The 16,005-nt window shown below is 68.2% G+C and carries 16 protein-coding genes; 9 read left to right on the top strand and 7 right to left on the bottom strand.

The genetic code is table 11. The annotated features are described in order from the left end of the window. Positions 1 to 309: 309 nt before the first annotated feature. The 7 genes from HNV26_RS33730 to HNV26_RS33700 form a co-directional block, all read right to left on the bottom strand. Positions 310 to 1,284, bottom strand: coding sequence for an AT hook motif domain protein (locus tag HNV26_RS33730; protein ID WP_171444212.1), 975 nt, complete (start codon positions 1,282 to 1,284; stop codon positions 310 to 312). 8 nt (positions 1,285 to 1,292) lie between these two features. Beyond that, positions 1,293 to 2,123 (bottom strand): hypothetical protein, encoded by an 831-nt coding sequence (locus HNV26_RS33725; RefSeq protein WP_171444211.1) that lies wholly within the window; start codon positions 2,121 to 2,123, stop codon positions 1,293 to 1,295. After that, on the bottom strand, positions 2,099 to 2,437 hold the full coding sequence (locus tag HNV26_RS33720; RefSeq protein ID WP_171444210.1) for a hypothetical protein: 339 nt from the start codon (positions 2,435 to 2,437) through the stop codon (positions 2,099 to 2,101). The genes HNV26_RS33725 and HNV26_RS33720 overlap by 25 nt, the downstream gene beginning before the upstream one ends. Then, positions 2,434 to 2,988 (bottom strand): HNH endonuclease, encoded by a 555-nt coding sequence (locus HNV26_RS33715; RefSeq protein WP_171444209.1) that lies wholly within the window; start codon positions 2,986 to 2,988, stop codon positions 2,434 to 2,436. Before HNV26_RS33715 ends, HNV26_RS33720 begins: the two co-directional genes overlap by 4 nt. Continuing rightward, positions 2,985 to 3,644, bottom strand: coding sequence for a 3'-5' exonuclease (locus HNV26_RS33710; RefSeq protein ID WP_171444208.1), 660 nt, complete (start codon positions 3,642 to 3,644; stop codon positions 2,985 to 2,987). The genes HNV26_RS33715 and HNV26_RS33710 overlap by 4 nt, the downstream gene beginning before the upstream one ends. Next, positions 3,645 to 4,820, bottom strand: a complete 1,176-nt coding sequence (locus HNV26_RS33705; protein ID WP_171444207.1) for a RecB family exonuclease — start codon at positions 4,818 to 4,820, stop codon at positions 3,645 to 3,647. Between the two features lie 130 nt (positions 4,821 to 4,950). Further along, complete coding sequence (locus HNV26_RS33700; protein ID WP_171444206.1) at positions 4,951 to 5,547, bottom strand: hypothetical protein; 597 nt, start codon at positions 5,545 to 5,547, stop codon at positions 4,951 to 4,953. A gap of 1,571 nt (positions 5,548 to 7,118) precedes the next feature. Here HNV26_RS33700 and HNV26_RS33695 point away from each other — a divergent pair. The 9 genes from HNV26_RS33695 to HNV26_RS33655 all read left to right on the top strand — a co-directional run bounded on the left by HNV26_RS33695 (position 7,119) and on the right by HNV26_RS33655 (position 15,850). After that, positions 7,119 to 7,928 (top strand): sigma-70 family RNA polymerase sigma factor, encoded by an 810-nt coding sequence (locus tag HNV26_RS33695; RefSeq protein WP_171444205.1) that lies wholly within the window; start codon positions 7,119 to 7,121, stop codon positions 7,926 to 7,928. 154 nt (positions 7,929 to 8,082) lie between these two features. Continuing rightward, positions 8,083 to 8,424, top strand: coding sequence for a hypothetical protein (locus HNV26_RS33690; protein ID WP_171444204.1), 342 nt, complete (start codon positions 8,083 to 8,085; stop codon positions 8,422 to 8,424). 6 nt (positions 8,425 to 8,430) lie between these two features. After that, on the top strand, positions 8,431 to 9,168 hold the full coding sequence (locus HNV26_RS33685; protein WP_171444203.1) for a hypothetical protein: 738 nt from the start codon (positions 8,431 to 8,433) through the stop codon (positions 9,166 to 9,168). A gap of 87 nt (positions 9,169 to 9,255) precedes the next feature. Beyond that, the gene (locus tag HNV26_RS33680; protein WP_171444202.1) at positions 9,256 to 10,773 is read left to right on the top strand and encodes a DEAD/DEAH box helicase; all 1,518 of its coding nucleotides are present in this window, start codon (positions 9,256 to 9,258) and stop codon (positions 10,771 to 10,773) included. A gap of 26 nt (positions 10,774 to 10,799) precedes the next feature. Beyond that, positions 10,800 to 14,006: a hypothetical protein gene (locus HNV26_RS33675; RefSeq protein ID WP_171444201.1), complete on the top strand. Its 3,207-nt coding sequence runs from the start codon at positions 10,800 to 10,802 to the stop codon at positions 14,004 to 14,006. A 49-nt stretch (positions 14,007 to 14,055) separates the two neighbouring features. Beyond that, positions 14,056 to 14,634 (top strand): hypothetical protein, encoded by a 579-nt coding sequence (locus HNV26_RS33670; RefSeq protein ID WP_171444200.1) that lies wholly within the window; start codon positions 14,056 to 14,058, stop codon positions 14,632 to 14,634. 160 nt (positions 14,635 to 14,794) lie between these two features. Next, positions 14,795 to 14,974 (top strand): hypothetical protein, encoded by a 180-nt coding sequence (locus HNV26_RS38010; protein WP_216612973.1) that lies wholly within the window; start codon positions 14,795 to 14,797, stop codon positions 14,972 to 14,974. Between the two features lie 91 nt (positions 14,975 to 15,065). Beyond that, positions 15,066 to 15,650: a DUF2924 domain-containing protein gene (locus HNV26_RS33660; RefSeq protein ID WP_171444198.1), complete on the top strand. Its 585-nt coding sequence runs from the start codon at positions 15,066 to 15,068 to the stop codon at positions 15,648 to 15,650. Then, entirely contained in the window at positions 15,647 to 15,850 is a 204-nt protein-coding gene (locus HNV26_RS33655; protein ID WP_171444197.1) for a hypothetical protein, read from the top strand. Before HNV26_RS33660 ends, HNV26_RS33655 begins: the two co-directional genes overlap by 4 nt. Positions 15,851 to 16,005: the final 155 nt, after the last annotated feature.

The raw sequence follows: 16,005 nt of genomic DNA, 5'->3' as shown, positions 1-16,005 counted from the left end.
GACAGGCACCCTCCGTCCAGCGGGCCGGGGAAGTGAACGGCGCGCTGGCGTCCGGCCCGCTGGACGGAGTGTGCTTCCGGGCCCGAGTTATGGCCCGGAGCGATACCGCGGCGCTCGAGCACCTGGTGGCTGTCCGCCCTAACCTCGCGAAACTACGGGGGCTGTGGCGCCAGGCGTGTGCATCCGCGCGCCAGGTAGGAGCTCCACGGGGGACTGTCACCAGGTCTGGCCTGGCGCGGCCTGGCGCGGCGAAAGTGAACGGCGAAACTGAGCGCGAAAGTGCCCGCGTTCACTTACCGATGGGCACTTTCAATCAGGGTCGGCGGGGGGCGCGACGTCCTTCGGAGGTGCTACGAGGGCGTCGTCCTTGGCGCTCTCCGGGGCGGCGGTGTCGAGGTCCTCGGCGTCGCTCGTCGTCACCTCCGCGTCCACCTCACCGCGCTCGGCGGGCGTCGTCTCCCGCGCGGCGCGCAGGGCTTGGGCGTGCCGGGCCTGGAGGCCCTCCAGTGAGAAGCTGGCGTGCAGCTCCTGGCGGGAGTCGGCACCGCCTTGGACGAATTCCTTCAGGCGCACCATGGTGTTGAAGTCGGTGGGGTTGTCGACGCGCACGCGGCCCTCGGACAAGGCCTCCTCGAAGCCGAGGAGGTAGCCGTCAATCATCTTCAGCGCGTCGTCCTTCGAGACGGCGATGGCGTTGGCGCGCAGCTCAATCAGCTTCTGGTCCGCCTTGGTGGCGATGCGCGTCTTGGCTTCCTCGCGGCGGCGCAGGCAGTTGTGCTCCTTCGCGTAGTTGGCGACGAGGGAGGTTGCGACGCCGAAGCGCTCCGCCAGCTCGCGGTACGAGGCGTAGGACGTCATGGTGGAGCCGTCGGGGAGCGACTTCACGTCGCCGAAGACGAGGGCGCGGTCCAGCTCCTGGCGCGGGAGCGCGGGCTCCTCGGACTTGCGGGGGCGGCCCGTCTTGCGCTTCGGAGGAGGAGGCGTTTCGGCTGGCGCGGGCGCGTCGTCCGGCGCTGGCGTCTCGTCCGGCGGCTGGCCGGCGAGGAGGCGTTTGCGGCGCCCGAGGCAGTCGTGCTGCTGGGCGTACTTGGCGATGGCGCTATGGGCGACGCCGAAGCGCTCGGCCAGCTCGCGCAAGGAGGGGAAGCGCCGCTTCACACGGCCTCGCGTGGTGGGCACCTCCTCGCCTTCCACGAGGAGCCGGTCCACCTCGTCATGAGGCAGCCGGGGGCCTTCGGCCTTGGTGGGGCGCCCCAGCTTCTTGAGGGGCTTCTTCTGGGCCATGCCTTCCCTCAGCAGCCACTGGAGGGCTGCGCTGCGGTGTCCGCGGCCTGGGTGCGCAAGCGCTGCATCAGCCGCGTGCGCTGGCGCTTCAGGCGCTGGTACATCCGCTCGACCTCGGTGGTGTCGCCCTCGACGAGGCGGCTGGCGTAGGCACGCAGCTTCTCGCGGCGGACGACGGTGGCCATGAGGACCTCGACGTCGCTGCGAGGCAGGGTGGCGCGGGCGAGGTGTACCAGCACGGCATCGCGCTTCACGAAGCTGCGCCGGACGCTGGGCCGCCTGGGGCTCTCCACCGGCGTGGCGTGACGCGTGTCGGGCAGCCACTCGGCGAGCTGCGCCTGCGTGTACGTCTCGTGCTGCTCCGCGCGCTCCTTGCGCAGGTGCCGGAACACCTCGCGCGCCGTCTGCTGGCGCAGGCGTGCCGCCGTCCAGTCACCCCAGCGCGAGAGGGGGAAGGCGCGCGCGACGGACAGGAAGGTGGCGATGACGAGCTGGTCGAGGTCCTCCCGAGACACCGCGTTGCCGAGGAGGCGGCGGCGCAGGCGGCGCAACATGGGGGCGTAGGCTGCGGCGAGGGCCGCCGTCCACGCGGGGCTGGAGGAGGCCTGCATTTCGGCCACCAGGGCCCGGGTGAGGGCTTCCCGCTCCGGGTACGTCTCCTCGCGCGCGTCAGCCAACGCGGCCAGCACCGATTCGAGCGTGGCGTGGCGCGCGAAGGCGTGCCGCCGCGTGCGCGCAGCCGCGAAGACGGCCTGGTGCCGAGGCGAGAGCGCCTCAACACGCAGCAGGCCGAGGAGGTGGCCGAAGAAGTCACTCACCGAGGACGGGCCTCCCACCACTCGCGCACCAACTCGAGGAAGTCGTCCAACTGCATCGTGACGAGGGGCGGCTGCCCGTCGTCCTTGCACACGGCCAGCGGCCAGCGGCCCGGCGGGCACGTCTCCACCGCCTGTCGCATGGCCTCGCGGACGTTGGTGCGCTGGTGGGCCTTTGCTTCGACCCAGAAGCACGGCACCTCGACGTCGGACATCTCCTGCCCGGTGCGGTACTGGAGGCCACGGCGGATGAGGGCCTCGGGCATGGCCTCACGGAAGCGGTGGACGAGGGCGCGTTCCCAATCTGCGCCCTTGCGACGAGAGGAGGCGCCGCTCACGGTTGTATCTCCTTCCAGGTTCGGCCGCGCCCGATGTTGGACACGGTGGTAAGGCTGACTCCAAACCGCACGGCAAGGCTCTTCAGCCGCTCCCCCGTGAAGCGGAGCCTCCGGATTTTTCGGACGTCCTCCTCCGTGAGCGGCGAGTGGGAGCGTGCACCTGGACGCCCATCCATCCTTCCGAGAGCAGCAGCGTGCCGGATGTTCTCTGGGGCACTCACCCATCGGAGATTGTCGCTGCGGTTGTCGCTGCGGTTCGCGTTGATGTGGTCACAGATGAGGCCGTGCGGCCGAGGACCCACGAATGCGGCAAGCACAAGGTGATGCACTCCAACCGCCACCTTTCCGAGGACAGGATGGGTCAGCTTCACGGCTCGGTAGCCCTTGCGGTCGCGCCCGGGCACAACGCGTGGGGAGTCAGCGCGGCAGCAAAGCTTTGCGCGAGTCCTCCAACTGCGAACACGGCCCAAGTTCGACACCTCGTACCAGTCGTCGAAGCCCGGGACAGGGCGCCACTCCTCGTCGTGCAGTGGAAGTGAGGGCGTACTCACGAGACGCCTCCCGACTCCTCCAGCAGTCGCTCCATATGCCCGCCACGCGCCATGCGCACCGCGAGGCAGCGGGCCACCTCCAGCGCGCAGCGAGCGTCCGCCATGGCGCGGTGGGGGGAGGGCCGGTGGAGGCCGAAGCGCTTGGCCAGGGCGTTGAGGGAGAGGGACTCCACCTCGCCCGTGGCGAGCAGCGGCCATGCGAGGCTGGCGGTGTCGAGGCGGTGGTAGTCGACGGAGGGCAGCGTCAGCTCGGTGCGGCGGTAGCCCTCGGTGAGGAAGCCCCAGTCGAAGCTGGTGTTGTGGCCAGCCACGAGGGTGCCCGCCAAGAGCGGCGTCACGGTGGCCAAGACTTCGCGCAGGGGCAACGCGTCCCGCCACTCCTCGTCGGAGTAGCCGCACACGGCCAGGGCTTCGGGCTGGGCGTCGGCGAGCCGCATGGGCTGCACCCGGGCCTCGTACTCCGCCAGCACCTTGAGGCTGCGGGCGTCGACGCGCAGCACCGCCACCTCCAGCACCTCGTGCCGGGAGGCGTCCAAACCCGTCGTCTCCAAGTCAATGAAGGCGAGCGTGCGCAGGTGCGGCGGAAGGCTGGGGAAGAGCACCGGCGGGAGGGGCGAGACAGGGGTGGTGTCGGAAGCAGGATGAGCGAGCAGCATCTATGCGACCTCCTTGGCCCAGAAGCGGGGCGAGTGGTGTTTGGCGGCGAGGGAATCCAGCTCGGCCTTCAGCAGCGCGACGCGCGCGGTGCCCAGGCGCTTGCCCGCGTCCTTCAGCAGCGCATCGAGGGCCTTCTTCTCGACGCTGGCGAGGCGCTCCACCAGCTCTTCACGGGGGAGGCCGGTGGCCCGGGCCAGCACCGCGACGGTGGGCTCCAGCGGGTAGTCGAGGCTGGTGGTGTTGAACATGCGGTAGCGCGTGCCGGCGAGGACGAGTTCGACCTGCTCGGCGAGGTGGGCCCGGAGGACGCCCTCCAGCTCCGCTTTGCGCGCGCCGAGAATCTTCGCGAGGTGGGCGACTTCCTGGCGCTCGCGGGCGACGGACTCCAAGTCGGCCGTGTCCTCGCAGACGACGTCACGCTGTCCCTCCAGCGCCTGGGCGTAGGCGGGGCAGTTGCGCCGGTGGTCGCAGTACACGCAGTTGGGGTTGAGGCGGGCGGGGAAGGACTCCGCCTTCTCCATCTGCTGGCCCAGCGTCTCGACGTAGGCGAGGGCGGCGTCCAACTGCTCCTCGGTGCGCGTCGTCTCCTGCCGCACGCCGTGGCGCAGCATCCACATGGACAGGCGCACCTTCTTCGCCCAGGGCCACATGCGGCGCGCGGCGAGGGCGTAGAGGCTGAGCTGGAGGCTGGAGTCCAGCTCCTCGCGGGTGAAGAGCTGGTGGTTGGACTTGTAGTCGATGACGGCGATGGTCTCCTCGTCCACCCAGTCGACGCGGTCGATGAAGCCCAGGACGGTGAAGGGCCCCACCGGCAAGCGGAACTCCTTCTCCACGGCGAGGATGTCGCGGGAGTCCACGCGCCCCTGTTGGCGCACGAAGTCCTGGAGGATGCCGAGGCCCTGCTGGAAGAGGTCCAGGCCGGAGAGGCCCGAGGTGGCCCACGCTTCACGGTAGAGCTGGAGGGCACGCTCCTCGGAGAGGGCGCCAGCGTATTCGGTGTCGATGACTTCCTGGAGGAGTCGCTCGAGGACGGCGTGCAGCGCCTTCCCGAAGCTCAGGGGGATGCCGGGCTCGGCGGTGTGCTTGTCGAGGTAGTGGAGCTGGTAGGACAGCGGGCAGGACTCGAAGCGGCTCAGCCGGCTGTATGACAAATGCTCGTTTCGCAGTGCGCTCATGACGTGGGCCTCCGGGCCGGTGCAGTGGCGTGTCGCGAGTCAGTCATCACGCTCTTTTCGAGAGACACATCAAGTCGAAGCGGGGATGCCGGGCGGGCCCGTGTGTCTGTTTCACAGGCGTGGGCCACGCTCATGGCGACACCTCCGCGGATGCCGGCCGCTTTTGGAAGGACATGACGCGTGAGCCCGGGAAGGCAGACAGGACGCGCACCAGGGTGGCGGCATGCTCCGGGGTGAGCTCCTTCCGGGCCTGGCCGGTGTAGGCCGGAACGAGCCACACCTCTCCGTAGGTTTCGGAGCGGAAGCACACCTCGGCGTTGAGGGACTTGAAGCTGGCGATGTCCTCGTCGGTGAGGCCGCGCAGGACCTCCGCATCCAGCTCCTTCACACCGGGAGACGGAACTGGTGGCGCGGGCTTGGAGGCGGGGGCCAGGGCGGGCTTCTTCGAGCCAGCCTCGGTCAGCGGATGTCCGAACAAGTCCACCGCAGCCGGGGCGGACTTCGCCGGAAGCGCGGGGGAAGGGGGCGCGACCTCTTCACGAGGAGCACGGGGCTGCCGATTCACCTTCAGCCACTCGGTGCAGGTGCCCACGCCGGGCAGGGTGCAGCCACCGCCAGTCCGGTAGTGCAGGCAGTGCTTGCCCTCGCCTCGGACATACGCTTCGCACGTCACGCCTGGCGGACGATGCTGTGCGGCGGTGGGCTGGAGGTAGTGCGTAAGGGCCATGCGCGGATGTCGGCGGCGCGTGTTTGCCGATACACCCTAAAAGCACCCATCCCTCCGTTTCGGGACAGGATTTATTTTTGCCCGATTTCTTTTTTGATTTTCCGGGGGCGAATGCCACGCGGCCATAAGGCAGAGCAAAGGCCTCCGGCGCGATTTCGGGGACATGCCTTCTCCGGGTGGCAGAAAGGTGGCAGCCGGTGGCAGGCACTTTTTGAAAGACTGCCACGAAATTCCCCAGTGAAAACAACGGAGTGGCAGTGGTGGCAATGGTGGCAGTGTTTTTTTGGGTAATGCACCCTAGGGAGAGTGAGACTTCGAACCCCCTATTGAATAGTGCCATTCAAATATGCGCGCGCGTCACGTAGGGGTACCTGAAAAAAGACTGCCACCACTGCCACCAAGAGATAAGTTATTGAATTGAAAGAAGAAAAAGGTGGCAGATGGTACTGCCACCCACCTGCCACCTCTGCCACCCTCTAAACTTTGAGTGAAAGTGCTGTGGCTGGCTGTGAAGAGGCATGCAGGCATGGCTGGACGCGGTAGGGCCAATGCCTGTGAATGGCCGCAGGACGGCCGGAAACGGCCTCCACGCGCGTCGAAGCGGGCTGGGAGCTGCCCAGGTTGGGGCGGAGACCTTCCTCGCCACCTGCGCCCTGTCAGGGCTGTCGCTTCCCACTGTGAGGGGCGCAGACCCCGACGGCTGCCAGACGCTCCCGTGAAGCGACGGCGATGATACAGAGAGAGAACGTGTTTCACTTGGCGCGCGTCCGACTGCGTGGACGGTCCGATTCCACCTGCGTGGACTGTGCCCGAGTGGAGACGTGCGGGCATGAAAGTCGCAAGCCGCGCGCGGCCGTGTCTCCGACATCACGGCAATCGACTTGGATGTTCTTGTTGAAAAATTAAAGCACGGCAAGAGCGCCGCTGAATGCCTGACTGTCTGGGTATTGGGAGCTTGGGAGGGGGTTGATACATGAATAACAAGTATCGCCATGAAACGCGGAGGGGGGCTGGTGATATGGGAGGCCTGGATTCGCGTTTTTCGTCACGCCGTCACGCCGTCGTCACGCCCAGGTTGGACGGTGTCGCCCGTATTGCTTGCGGGCATGTCTCAGCGCGGTGCCGTCCTTGGCCTGTAACGGGAGGCTGCGTGGATTGCGGTTTCAGCATGATGTGCGGGTTTGTTGTGATTGCCCCGGTCCTGGCGCCGAGGCACTCGTGCGCCATTCGGATGGCACGAGGCCTGCGCCGAGGGAGCCTCGTCCTGGCGTCCCTGGGCACGCCACTCTCCCGTTGCCGTGCCCCGAGTAGGAAGGGGGCTCGCCCGTTACCGTAGAGAGGCCTCTGGGGGCGCGGGCGCATTTAGCGCCCTGCTCTTCCTTTGACTGACGCGTCGCAGCCACGAGGCTCCCACCGAAGACAGGGACACTTCGAAGGCGCTGGCGCCCTTCCCTCAACGGGGCTCGGCCTTGTTTCCCCTCTCACCCGGCACTTCCCGCGCGCCGAGCGCAGGGCCGGGGCGGCATGTACCTGTGAGTCGTGGTTGGGATGCTCTCCATCGAGAGCTTGGGGTGGCCCTGCAAACGGCCGAGGCGCGGCGCGCCTACCGCATGGTGCGGAGCAACTGGGAGGCGCTCTCCGGCTTCGAGGAGCCGGAGGCCCTTGTTTCATTTCTCACGGCGCGAGAAGGCGACTCTCACGTCAAGGATGGCTTACTCGCGGGCCTCGTCACGTTGGTGCAGATGGGGACCGCAGCCAGCTTCTTCGTGGCGGTGCTCTGGCTGGGCCTGTGGCCCGGGTTGGACAGCGTGTATCGCCGGTGTCTCAGGCGAACGGAGTACCCGCCCGCGGAGGTGGTGTCTTCGGTGGCCGCGTCCTTCATGGCCCTCGTGGCACGCGTCAATTTGTCAGGCGTCCAGCGCGTGGCGGGGACACTCGTGCGCGGGACGGAGCGCGACGTCCTCAAGACCTGGCGAAAGGAGCTGGCGGAGCAGCGTCGCCGCGCACGCCTTGAGTCGCTGACGGACGTGGAGGCCGGGGCGCCCTCGGTGCAGTGGCTCACTCCCTTCATCTCGCGAGCCCGCTCCTTCAACGCGGAGGTGGAGGAGCTGCGCGCGTGGCTCATCCCGCTGACGGGGGAGGACACGGACCTGGTGGTGTCCCTCATCGTTCGCGAAGAGGACGCTGTCGAGGTGGCAGCAAGCCTGGGGGTGTCTCCTGAAACGGCGCGCAAGCGCGTCCGGCGGGCCCTGGTTCGCCTGCGGAAAATGAAGAAAAAAATCCCCGAAAAAGATTTCTTGTCCCGAAACGGCGGGTGGGGGTGCTTTTTAGAGTTTGTGGATTCTGAAACAACCGAGAGGGCGCCGGGAGGGAGCGGCTGAGGGGAGTCACGAATCGCATGTCCCCTACGCGCGCCGCCTGACTTTGGGGGAGTAACGGGGCCACCCGCCCCCCAATCCAATCCTGCTTCAACACACCCTGTTCGCCCCAGCGGACAGCAACGCCCCTGTATTGCCTTCAACCGGGAAGGACTGAATGAGAACAGCCACGCGAAACAACTTCGAGCGCGATGAAACATTCGTGCGCTTCTTCGCTCGCATCGACGGGCACCGCCTGCGGGTGGTGAGCCGGGGCGATGCAGGGCCGGAAGCGGAGGGGCGCGCCGCGTGCCTCTGCTGCGAATGCGAAGGGGCCGGGGCCAACGACTACATCCGCATGCCGGGCCTCTTCCGCCGCTGGGAACTCGAGCACGTCGTCGACAGCACGGCGGACTTCAACGTCGAACCGGCGGGCTGCACCGCGGACGGCACCGAGTTGTTCTCGGTGTACCGGCGCGAGCGCCACGCCTCCACCACGCACTGCCAGAAGGAGGAGTGAAGCACCATGGCCAGCAACATGTGGGAGCAGACGGCCGCGATGGCCAAGCAGCATGAGCAGCAGGGCGGCGCCTGGCTGAAGCTGGCGAATGACGGAGACACCGCCGTCGTCGTCTTCCTCGGGGAGCCGTACCCGCGCGAGGTGGTTTTCCTCGACAACAAGTTCGTCCCCTTCGACGAGGCGCTGAAGGCCCAGGGGCAAAAGCCCTCGCTGCGCGTGGCCCTCAACGTCGCCGTCTACGGGACGCGCGAGGTGAAGGTGATGGAGCAGGCCGTCACCTTCTTCAACACGCTGATGGAGTTGCGCGCGAAGTACGGGCTCGAGCGGTGGGCCTTCGAGGTGAAGCGTCGAGGGGCGGCCAAGGACACGAAGACGACGTACTCCATCCTCCCGGACCGGCAGCTTACTCCAGAGGAGATGGCTGCCTTCCAGTCGTTGCAGCAGCATGACCTGCCGAAGCTGTACGCGGCGGAGGCGGCTGGGGCGGCGAGTGGCGCGTCGCCTGCGGGCGCTCCCAGTGCGAAGGCGAGCGAGCCTGTCGACGTGAAGCTGGCCCAGGCGATGGCCACTGCGTTGAAGGGATTGCCGCGAGAGGCGGTGGACCGCTTCCTCCAGAAGTTCGCTGTGCAGCGCATCCGGGACATCCCGGCGTCGAAGGGGGAGCTGGCGCGCGCCTACGTCGACTCCCTGGTGGCCGAATACTCCGCAGAGAGCGTCGCGGACGTGGACCCCTTCGGGCCGTGAGTACGCCGCGCCGTAGCTGGTTGCCGTAGCCATGCGCGAAGGGGGCCCGTTGCGTGCCCCCGACGCGCCTCACTGAGGACAACAAGAATGGTGGAAGACTTCTCCGAAATGCACGGGGACGGGGGACGTGTTGTCTCTCGCACCCAGGACTCCAGCGTGGGGGACGCGCCGTCCGCGCCTGCGCGCGACGCGAGCACGGCCACTGGCATGCGGACGCTTCGCGTGCGGGTGGATGCTGGGCTGCGGCTCGCGGCGGGCGACGTGCCGCCCAAGATGCTCGAGGGCCTCTGCCGGGCGCTCTCCCTCCCCAACCCTGCCTTCTTGAAGCTGGTGCGGCTGCGCAAGCGCCCGGGGGCGGAGCCTCAGACGCTGTACTTCTTCCGCCAGCAGGAGCGGGAGCTGGTGCTGCCGCGCGGGGCCATTCACCTGCTGCGCCGGGCAGCGGACGAGGCGGGCCTGACGCTGTCCTTCGAGGACGCGCGGGTGCTGCCGCCCAAGCGCCTGGCAAAACTGCCGGCGGTGCCCCTGCGCGACTACCAGGCGGCGGCCGTGGAGCGCCTGGCGAAGGCCACCCAGGGGACAGCGGTGCTCCCATGCGGGGCAGGGAAGTCGGTACTCGCCGTCGGGGCGATTGCCCGCCTGCGCACGCCGACGCTCATCCTCGTCCACACCTTGGACCTGGCCGAGCAGTGGCGTGAGCACGTGCGCGAGCGCCTGGGCCTGGAGGCGGGCCTCGTGGGCGCGGGCGAGGAAGAGGTGCGGCCCGTCACCGTGGCCGTCGTCCAGTCCCTGGCCCGGTGGGAGGAGGCGAAGCTCGACGCCTTCCTCCATGGCTTCGGCCTGCTCGTCCTCGACGAGGCCCACCACATCGCTGCCAGCGCCTTCCACAGAATCGTGGACCGTTGCCCAGCACGCTACCGGCTGGGCCTGACGGCGACGCCCGAGCGGGAGGACGGGCTGACGCCGCTCTTGCGCCTGTACCTGGGCGCGCCCCTTGCTGTCGTGAAGCACGAGGACCTCGTCGCGCGCGGCGTGCTGGTGGTGCCCGAGGTGCGCGCCGTGGAGACGGCCTTCGACTTCCCGTACTTCGGCGCCTCGGACTACGCGCCCATGCTGGAGGCACTGGCGGAGGACAAGGCGCGCAATGACCTCGTCCTCGGTGCCGTGGCCCGCGAAGCATGGGCAGGTCACCTGTGCCTCGTCCTCACGGGCCGGGTGGACCACTGCGAGCTGCTGGCGCATCGGCTCTCGGCCGCCGGCCTGTCGGCTGCCGCGTTGACGAGCGAGGTGCCGCGCGAAGCGCGCAAGGCCCTCCTGGACCAGGCCCGCGCCGGGCGCGTCCGTGTGCTGGTGGCCACCAGCCTGGCGGATGAGGGGCTCGACTTGCCGCGCCTCTCGCGCGTCTTCCTGGCGTACCCCGGCCGCGCGCGCGGGCGCACCGTCCAGCGCCTCGGACGCCTCATGCGCCCCCATCCGGAGAAGAAGAGCGCCGTCCTCATCGACTTCGTCGACGGGAAGGTGCCGTTGCTCCGGCGCCACCACACGGAGCGCCGCCAGCAGTACGCCACGGTGCTGGGAGTGGCCGCAGCGGCCAACGCACGTTGAACCGATGCAGGGAGTGAGCACCTTCGATGACGACACCTTCTGACACCACTCCAAGCACTCCCAACCCCGACGCCATCCGCGCCACGTGGCAGTGGCTCGCGCACGCACCACACGGCGTCAGCGAAGTCCGTGTCATCCGCCCGGGCGGCGGTGGCATCGTCGGCCTGGGCTTCTTCGACGACGAGGAGGCCTTCGTCGCCACCTGCGTGGCCGCCAATGCCGGCGGCAACGTGTACGTGGGCATCCAGCCGCGTCCTGGGCGCTTTCTGGAGCTGGCCCCCAACGTCCTCCGCCCGTTGAGGACGGGGGCAGGCAGCAAGGACATCGAGGTGGTGACGGCCACGGTGGTGGACCTGGACCCCGTGCGCCCCAAGGACACGGCCAGCACCGAGGACGAGCTCTCACTGACGCTCCAGGTGGCGGAAGCCGCGGCAGCCTGGTGCGAAGGACAGGGCCTCGTCCGGCCGCGGCTGATGATGAGCGGAAACGGGGCGCAGCTATGGTTCGCCCTGCCGCCGCAGTCCCTGGAGGGCGAAAGTCACGAGCGCGTGCAGGCGGGGCTGAAGGCCTTCGAGGCCGAGTTCCGTGCCCGCTTCGCCTCCGAGCGCGTGCGCGTGGACTCCATCCACGACGTGGCCCGCATCATCAAGGTGGTGGGCACCGTCGCCCGGAAGGGGGCGGGGACGGCGGAGCGGCCTCACCGAGCAGCTCGGGCGCTCGCCGGCTTCGAGCGAGTCGAGGATCCGCAGCTCCTGGAGCGTCTGCTGAACGTGCCGATGCAACCGCCGGTGGAGAACCTGGCGCGCCCGGCCCAGGTGGCGCTGCCGCTGGCGGCCTCCACCTCGGCGCCGCAGGGGACGGTTAAGGCCCGACGGATGGCGACGGGGGAATACGACTGGGCGCAGCCGGTGGAGATGTGCGGCCCGGTGCAGCGCTTGTGGAATGAGGGCGCGGAGGACCGGAGCGTCGCCATCTTCAACATGGTGCGCTTCTTCGCGCACAAGGGACTGGGCCTCGACGAAATCACCGAGCTCGTCTTGGAGTACGACCGTCGTGGCCTCGGGAAGCTGAAGGGCCGGGACGGCGTCGGCTACATCCGCAAGGCCTACGAGAAGGTGATGGCCACCGCCCGCGAGGATGGGGCCGTGGCGCCGCCCTGCCACTCCCTCCAGGGCATGGGCTACTGCCGCGTGAACCGCGAGCCGGACGTGCGCTGCGAGCTGTACGACGTCGTCTTCGACATCGAGGCGGCTGTGGAGCGCCTGGCCACGGTGCCGGCCCAGGACGTGGAGTACCGCCTCAAGCCCATTCTGGAGGCCATCGCCCACCGTCCGCCGTCCGCGCAGGAGAAGTACCTGGGCCTGCTGGAGGTGCGCACGGGCCTGGCCGCGCAGAAGCTGCGGCTGTCCATGGCCCGCGCCGTGCGCACTTCCCCGGCGGGAGAGGGCGCGGAGGGCGCGGACTCCAAGAGCGGAGGAAAGAGCAGCAGCGGCGACGACACCATCGACGGCGAAGTGTTCGAGGACGCGTACTGCTACTACACGGTAACGCAGCGCGGAGACGCGAAGGCGATTTCGTCCTTCACCTTCACGCCCAAGGCCGTCGTCGAAACCGAGGAGGGGGAGGTGTTCCTCGGAGACGTCCGCACGGACAAGGGCACCAGCGTGGAAGGGGCGCGGCTGCCGAGGCGTGCCTTCAACTCGCGCAAGGAGCTGCTGCACCACCTGCCCTCCATCCACACGCAGTGGACGGGCAGCGACAACAACGTGCAGGGCCTGCTGCGCGTGGTGGCGCGGCGTGCGGTGCCGCGGCTGCCGGGCACCAGCGTCCTGGGGGACTTCAAACAAGGGGCGCACCACGTGTGGGTGGCACCCGGATGCACAATTGGGAAGGAGGGCTTTCTCTCCCCGTCGCCCGTGGCGTACCTGCCCAATGGGGCGTCACTCGAGTCGCGTGTCCGCTACGAGGCCACGGACGACGACAGCTTCCACGACGTGGCGCGCACGGTTTTCGAGTACCTGCCGCGAATCAACACGCCGCAGGTGGTGCTGCCCATGCTGGGGTGGTTCTTCGCCACGCCGCTGAAGCCGCGCCTCTTGGAGAAGGTGGGCTCCTTCCCCATTCTCTTCTCCTACGGGACGCAAGGCAGCGGCAAGTCCAGCACCTGCACGGAAGTCTTCTGGCCGCTGGCTGGGGTGCCGGCCTCGGACGCCTACAGCGTGACGGAGACGGAATTCGCCCTCGTGAAGCTGCTGTCCTCGACGCGCTCCGTGCCGGTGGTGTTGGACGAGTACAAGCCCCATGACATGCCGCCGCCGCGCCTCCACCTGGTGCACCGCTACATGCGGCGCCTCTACCGCGGAGAGACGGAGGAGCGAGGCCGGCCGGACTTGACGGTGTCCACCTACCGCCTGCAGGCCCCGTTGTGTGTCTGCGGAGAGACGCGGCCCACGGAAGCGGCCCTCGTGGAGCGCATTCTCCCCGTCAGCCCGGAGAAGGCGACGGTGCAGCAGCCGGCATACCGGGCGGCCTTCCGTGAGGTGACGTCTGTCCGCCTGGCCCTCTTCGCCCCTCGCTACATTCAATTCTGCCTGGGGCGTGACTTCGACAAGGACTACCGCCTGGCCCGCCGCGTCGCGGACGACTTCGTGAAGGGGCGACAAGTGCCTCCGCGCGTCGTCGACAACGTGACGGCCATGCTGCTGGGCATTCACCTCTTCGAGCAGTTCGCCGAGGAGTGCGGCTACCCGTTGCCCGCCGACTTGGGCGCCCGTGAGGCCGTGGACGCCGTGCTGAAGGACGTCCTCGAGGAAGAGGAGGGCGTGCGAAACGCCCTCGACGTCTTCGTCCAGAAGCTGTCCACCATGGCGATTCAGGGCGAGCTGAAGCACCGCGTGCATTACGCCTTCGTCGAGGGACGGCTGTGCCTCCACCTGGAGTCCGCCTACGACGCCTTCCGGATGTACTGCAAGCGCAGCGACTACCGGGGAGAGATGGTGGACACGAAGGCGCTGCGACGCCTCATTCACGAAAACCACCGCGCGGGAGGGTACGTCGTTTCCCCCAGCGAGCGCGTCTGCTTCGCCGGCAGGTCCCTGCGCAGGTGTGCCCTGGTGATTGACGTCGCGAAAGTGCCCTTCATCTCCGCGGAGGACTTCCCACACGTCGAGGAGGCAAGCCGTGGGTGGCGTGGCCAGGGCTATGGCTTCGCGGAGGAAGGGCGTCCTGAGTGAGTGGTGTCAAGCAGGCGGTTGGGTGGAGACCCATTCTTGAGGTGGAGTCATGACAAGGCTGTCGCGTAGCAAGCTGTGGGCGGAGTTTCTTCAACGTCTCGCGTCGGAGATGGAGCCGCTGACCCCCGTGATTCACCAGGGCCGGCGGTTGGTATGGCGGCAAGGGGAGTGGCTGAACCGGGTGGACCTCTCGCGCCACTCCTGGCCGGACAGGCATTTCCCCGAGGCGCCGCCGGTGACGCGGATTTCGATGAACCGACTCAATTTTGAGCCCCCCGAAGCCATGCTGCGTCGGTTTGGCCTCAGCAGGGTGACGCACCCCTTGGGGGAGCCGCGCCTGCGCCTGGAGTGGACTGTCTACGGGGAGGAGTTGCTCGCCTTCGCGAGCTGGCTGCCGCTGCTGATTCGTGGCCGGCTAAACCCGTGGGAGCCGATTCCACTGCCCCCGCACCCGAGCCACGTCTTCAATGGAGGGCTGCGGAGGACGAGCTATGCATGGACGACCACTGCGTGGGAGGTCTACGCGCGTTGGCGGAGGACGGACGTGAGCCTCCCATTCATGGCGATTCCCGCCGACCGGGTGAAGCCGGCACGGGCACTGACGAGAATCCTCCGTCTCCCCTCCTGAATTGCTTCCCCCTGCGGCTCCTGCGGGCCCCGGCAGGGAGGTGCTGCGATGCGCGGTGTTTCTCGTTTGGCGAGTGGCGTCGTCATGGCGGGAGTGCTGCGGGTGCCATGTGTCCCCTCGATTTCGCTCTCGGGCCTTTGTCATGACGATGGATACGCGGATGTCGAATCAACATGAGGTTGAGGTTTCAGCCGGGGGGCGCTCCAGCACTCCGAAGCAGCGCCAGGACGACGCGGTGGACGTCCTCGCCGATGCCCTCTGGGAGCTGTGGCTGCGTCGCCATGCGCAGCCGCAACGACAGGCGCCCGCGTGGGGCGCGGAGGAGAGCGCGCATGGCTGAGCTGCGGACTCTCGACTTGTCTTCTTTTGGGGACAGAGCGTCCATGGCCCTCGCCCGAGGGCGTGCTGCCCCGGGCGAAGGAGACACCACCATGGCGATGAGAGGGACTGTTCGGGCCGCGCGCCAGCAGTTGGCGGACGTGCCACAGCAACTGGCCGCGCTGACCAGCATGTCAGTGCCGGATTTGGCGGAGAAGTACCTGGAGGTGTACGGCGAGCCCACGCGCAGCCGGAACCGGGACTACCTGAAGAAGCGCCTGGCCTTCCGGATTCAGGAGCTGGCCGAAGGGGGCCTCTCCACGCGCGCCGTGACACGCATTGCTGAGCTGGGCGACAAGCTGCCCGAGCGCTGGAGGATGCGGCAGGTGGCGGAGACGAAGCCCTCCGCGCCGCCGCCTCCATCCGCTTCGGACGTGCGCGCCGCCGCTGCGGACGCATGCGCACCCGCTGCGGACGGGCGCGACGCGCGCCTGCCGCCGCCGGGCACGGTGCTGACTCGCGTCTTCAAAGGCACGCAGCACCGGGTGACGGTGCGCGAGGACGGCATTGAATACGAGGGCCAGCTTCACCGCAGCCTCTCCAGCGTGGCCAAGCTGATTACGGGCACGGCCTGGAATGGCTTCACCTTCTTCGGCCGTGCACTCCAGGACGTCAGCTCGAAGGCGGTGACGTCATGAGTGGCCCCGCCTTCTTCCAAACGTACATGGGCCAGCGCTTCTACGAGACGACGATGCCGCAGCTCGTCCGCCAACTGGGGCGTCTCAACGACAACCTGGAACGGCTGGTGTCCGTCGCAGAGCAGCTCGCCAATCAGAAGGGTGCATCGAGCGCCGAGCCGGTGCACCCGACAACTACAGAGGACTCGGAGGGGCCATGAGGAAGAGCAAAGCACCGCTCACCGAGGAGAAGCGCTGCGCCGTCTACACGCGCAAGTCCACGGCGGCGGGCCTGGAGATGGAGTTCAACTCGCTGGATGCCCAGCGCGAGTCCTGTGTCTCCTACGTGCAGCGCCAGCCCGGCTGGGTGTTGTTG

It is taken from the genome of Myxococcus xanthus (genome assembly GCF_013116825.1).
GTDB classification, from domain to species: domain Bacteria; phylum Myxococcota; class Myxococcia; order Myxococcales; family Myxococcaceae; genus Myxococcus; species Myxococcus xanthus_B.
The sequence above is the reverse complement of the archived record's forward strand: the minus strand, read 5'-3'. Positions and strand labels throughout refer to the sequence as shown.

Excerpts from the sequence above, each read along its gene's own strand:
- HNV26_RS33675 (WP_171444201.1), top strand. The coding sequence starts at position 10,800 with ATGACGACACCTTCTGACACCACTCCAAGCACTCCCAACCCCGACGCC.
- HNV26_RS33730 (WP_171444212.1), bottom strand. The coding sequence starts at position 1,284 with ATGGCCCAGAAGAAGCCCCTCAAGAAGCTGGGGCGCCCCACCAAGGCC.
- HNV26_RS33700 (WP_171444206.1), bottom strand. The coding sequence starts at position 5,547 with ATGGCCCTTACGCACTACCTCCAGCCCACCGCCGCACAGCATCGTCCG.
- HNV26_RS33670 (WP_171444200.1), top strand. The coding sequence starts at position 14,056 with ATGACAAGGCTGTCGCGTAGCAAGCTGTGGGCGGAGTTTCTTCAACGT.
- HNV26_RS33655 (WP_171444197.1), top strand. The coding sequence starts at position 15,647 with ATGAGTGGCCCCGCCTTCTTCCAAACGTACATGGGCCAGCGCTTCTAC.
- HNV26_RS33710 (WP_171444208.1), bottom strand. The coding sequence starts at position 3,644 with ATGCTGCTCGCTCATCCTGCTTCCGACACCACCCCTGTCTCGCCCCTC.
- HNV26_RS33685 (WP_171444203.1), top strand. The coding sequence starts at position 8,431 with ATGGCCAGCAACATGTGGGAGCAGACGGCCGCGATGGCCAAGCAGCAT.
- HNV26_RS33680 (WP_171444202.1), top strand. The coding sequence starts at position 9,256 with ATGGTGGAAGACTTCTCCGAAATGCACGGGGACGGGGGACGTGTTGTC.
- HNV26_RS33690 (WP_171444204.1), top strand. The coding sequence starts at position 8,083 with ATGAGAACAGCCACGCGAAACAACTTCGAGCGCGATGAAACATTCGTG.
- HNV26_RS33660 (WP_171444198.1), top strand. The coding sequence starts at position 15,066 with ATGGCGATGAGAGGGACTGTTCGGGCCGCGCGCCAGCAGTTGGCGGAC.
- HNV26_RS38010 (WP_216612973.1), top strand. The coding sequence starts at position 14,795 with ATGTCGAATCAACATGAGGTTGAGGTTTCAGCCGGGGGGCGCTCCAGC.
- HNV26_RS33705 (WP_171444207.1), bottom strand. The coding sequence starts at position 4,820 with ATGAGCGCACTGCGAAACGAGCATTTGTCATACAGCCGGCTGAGCCGC.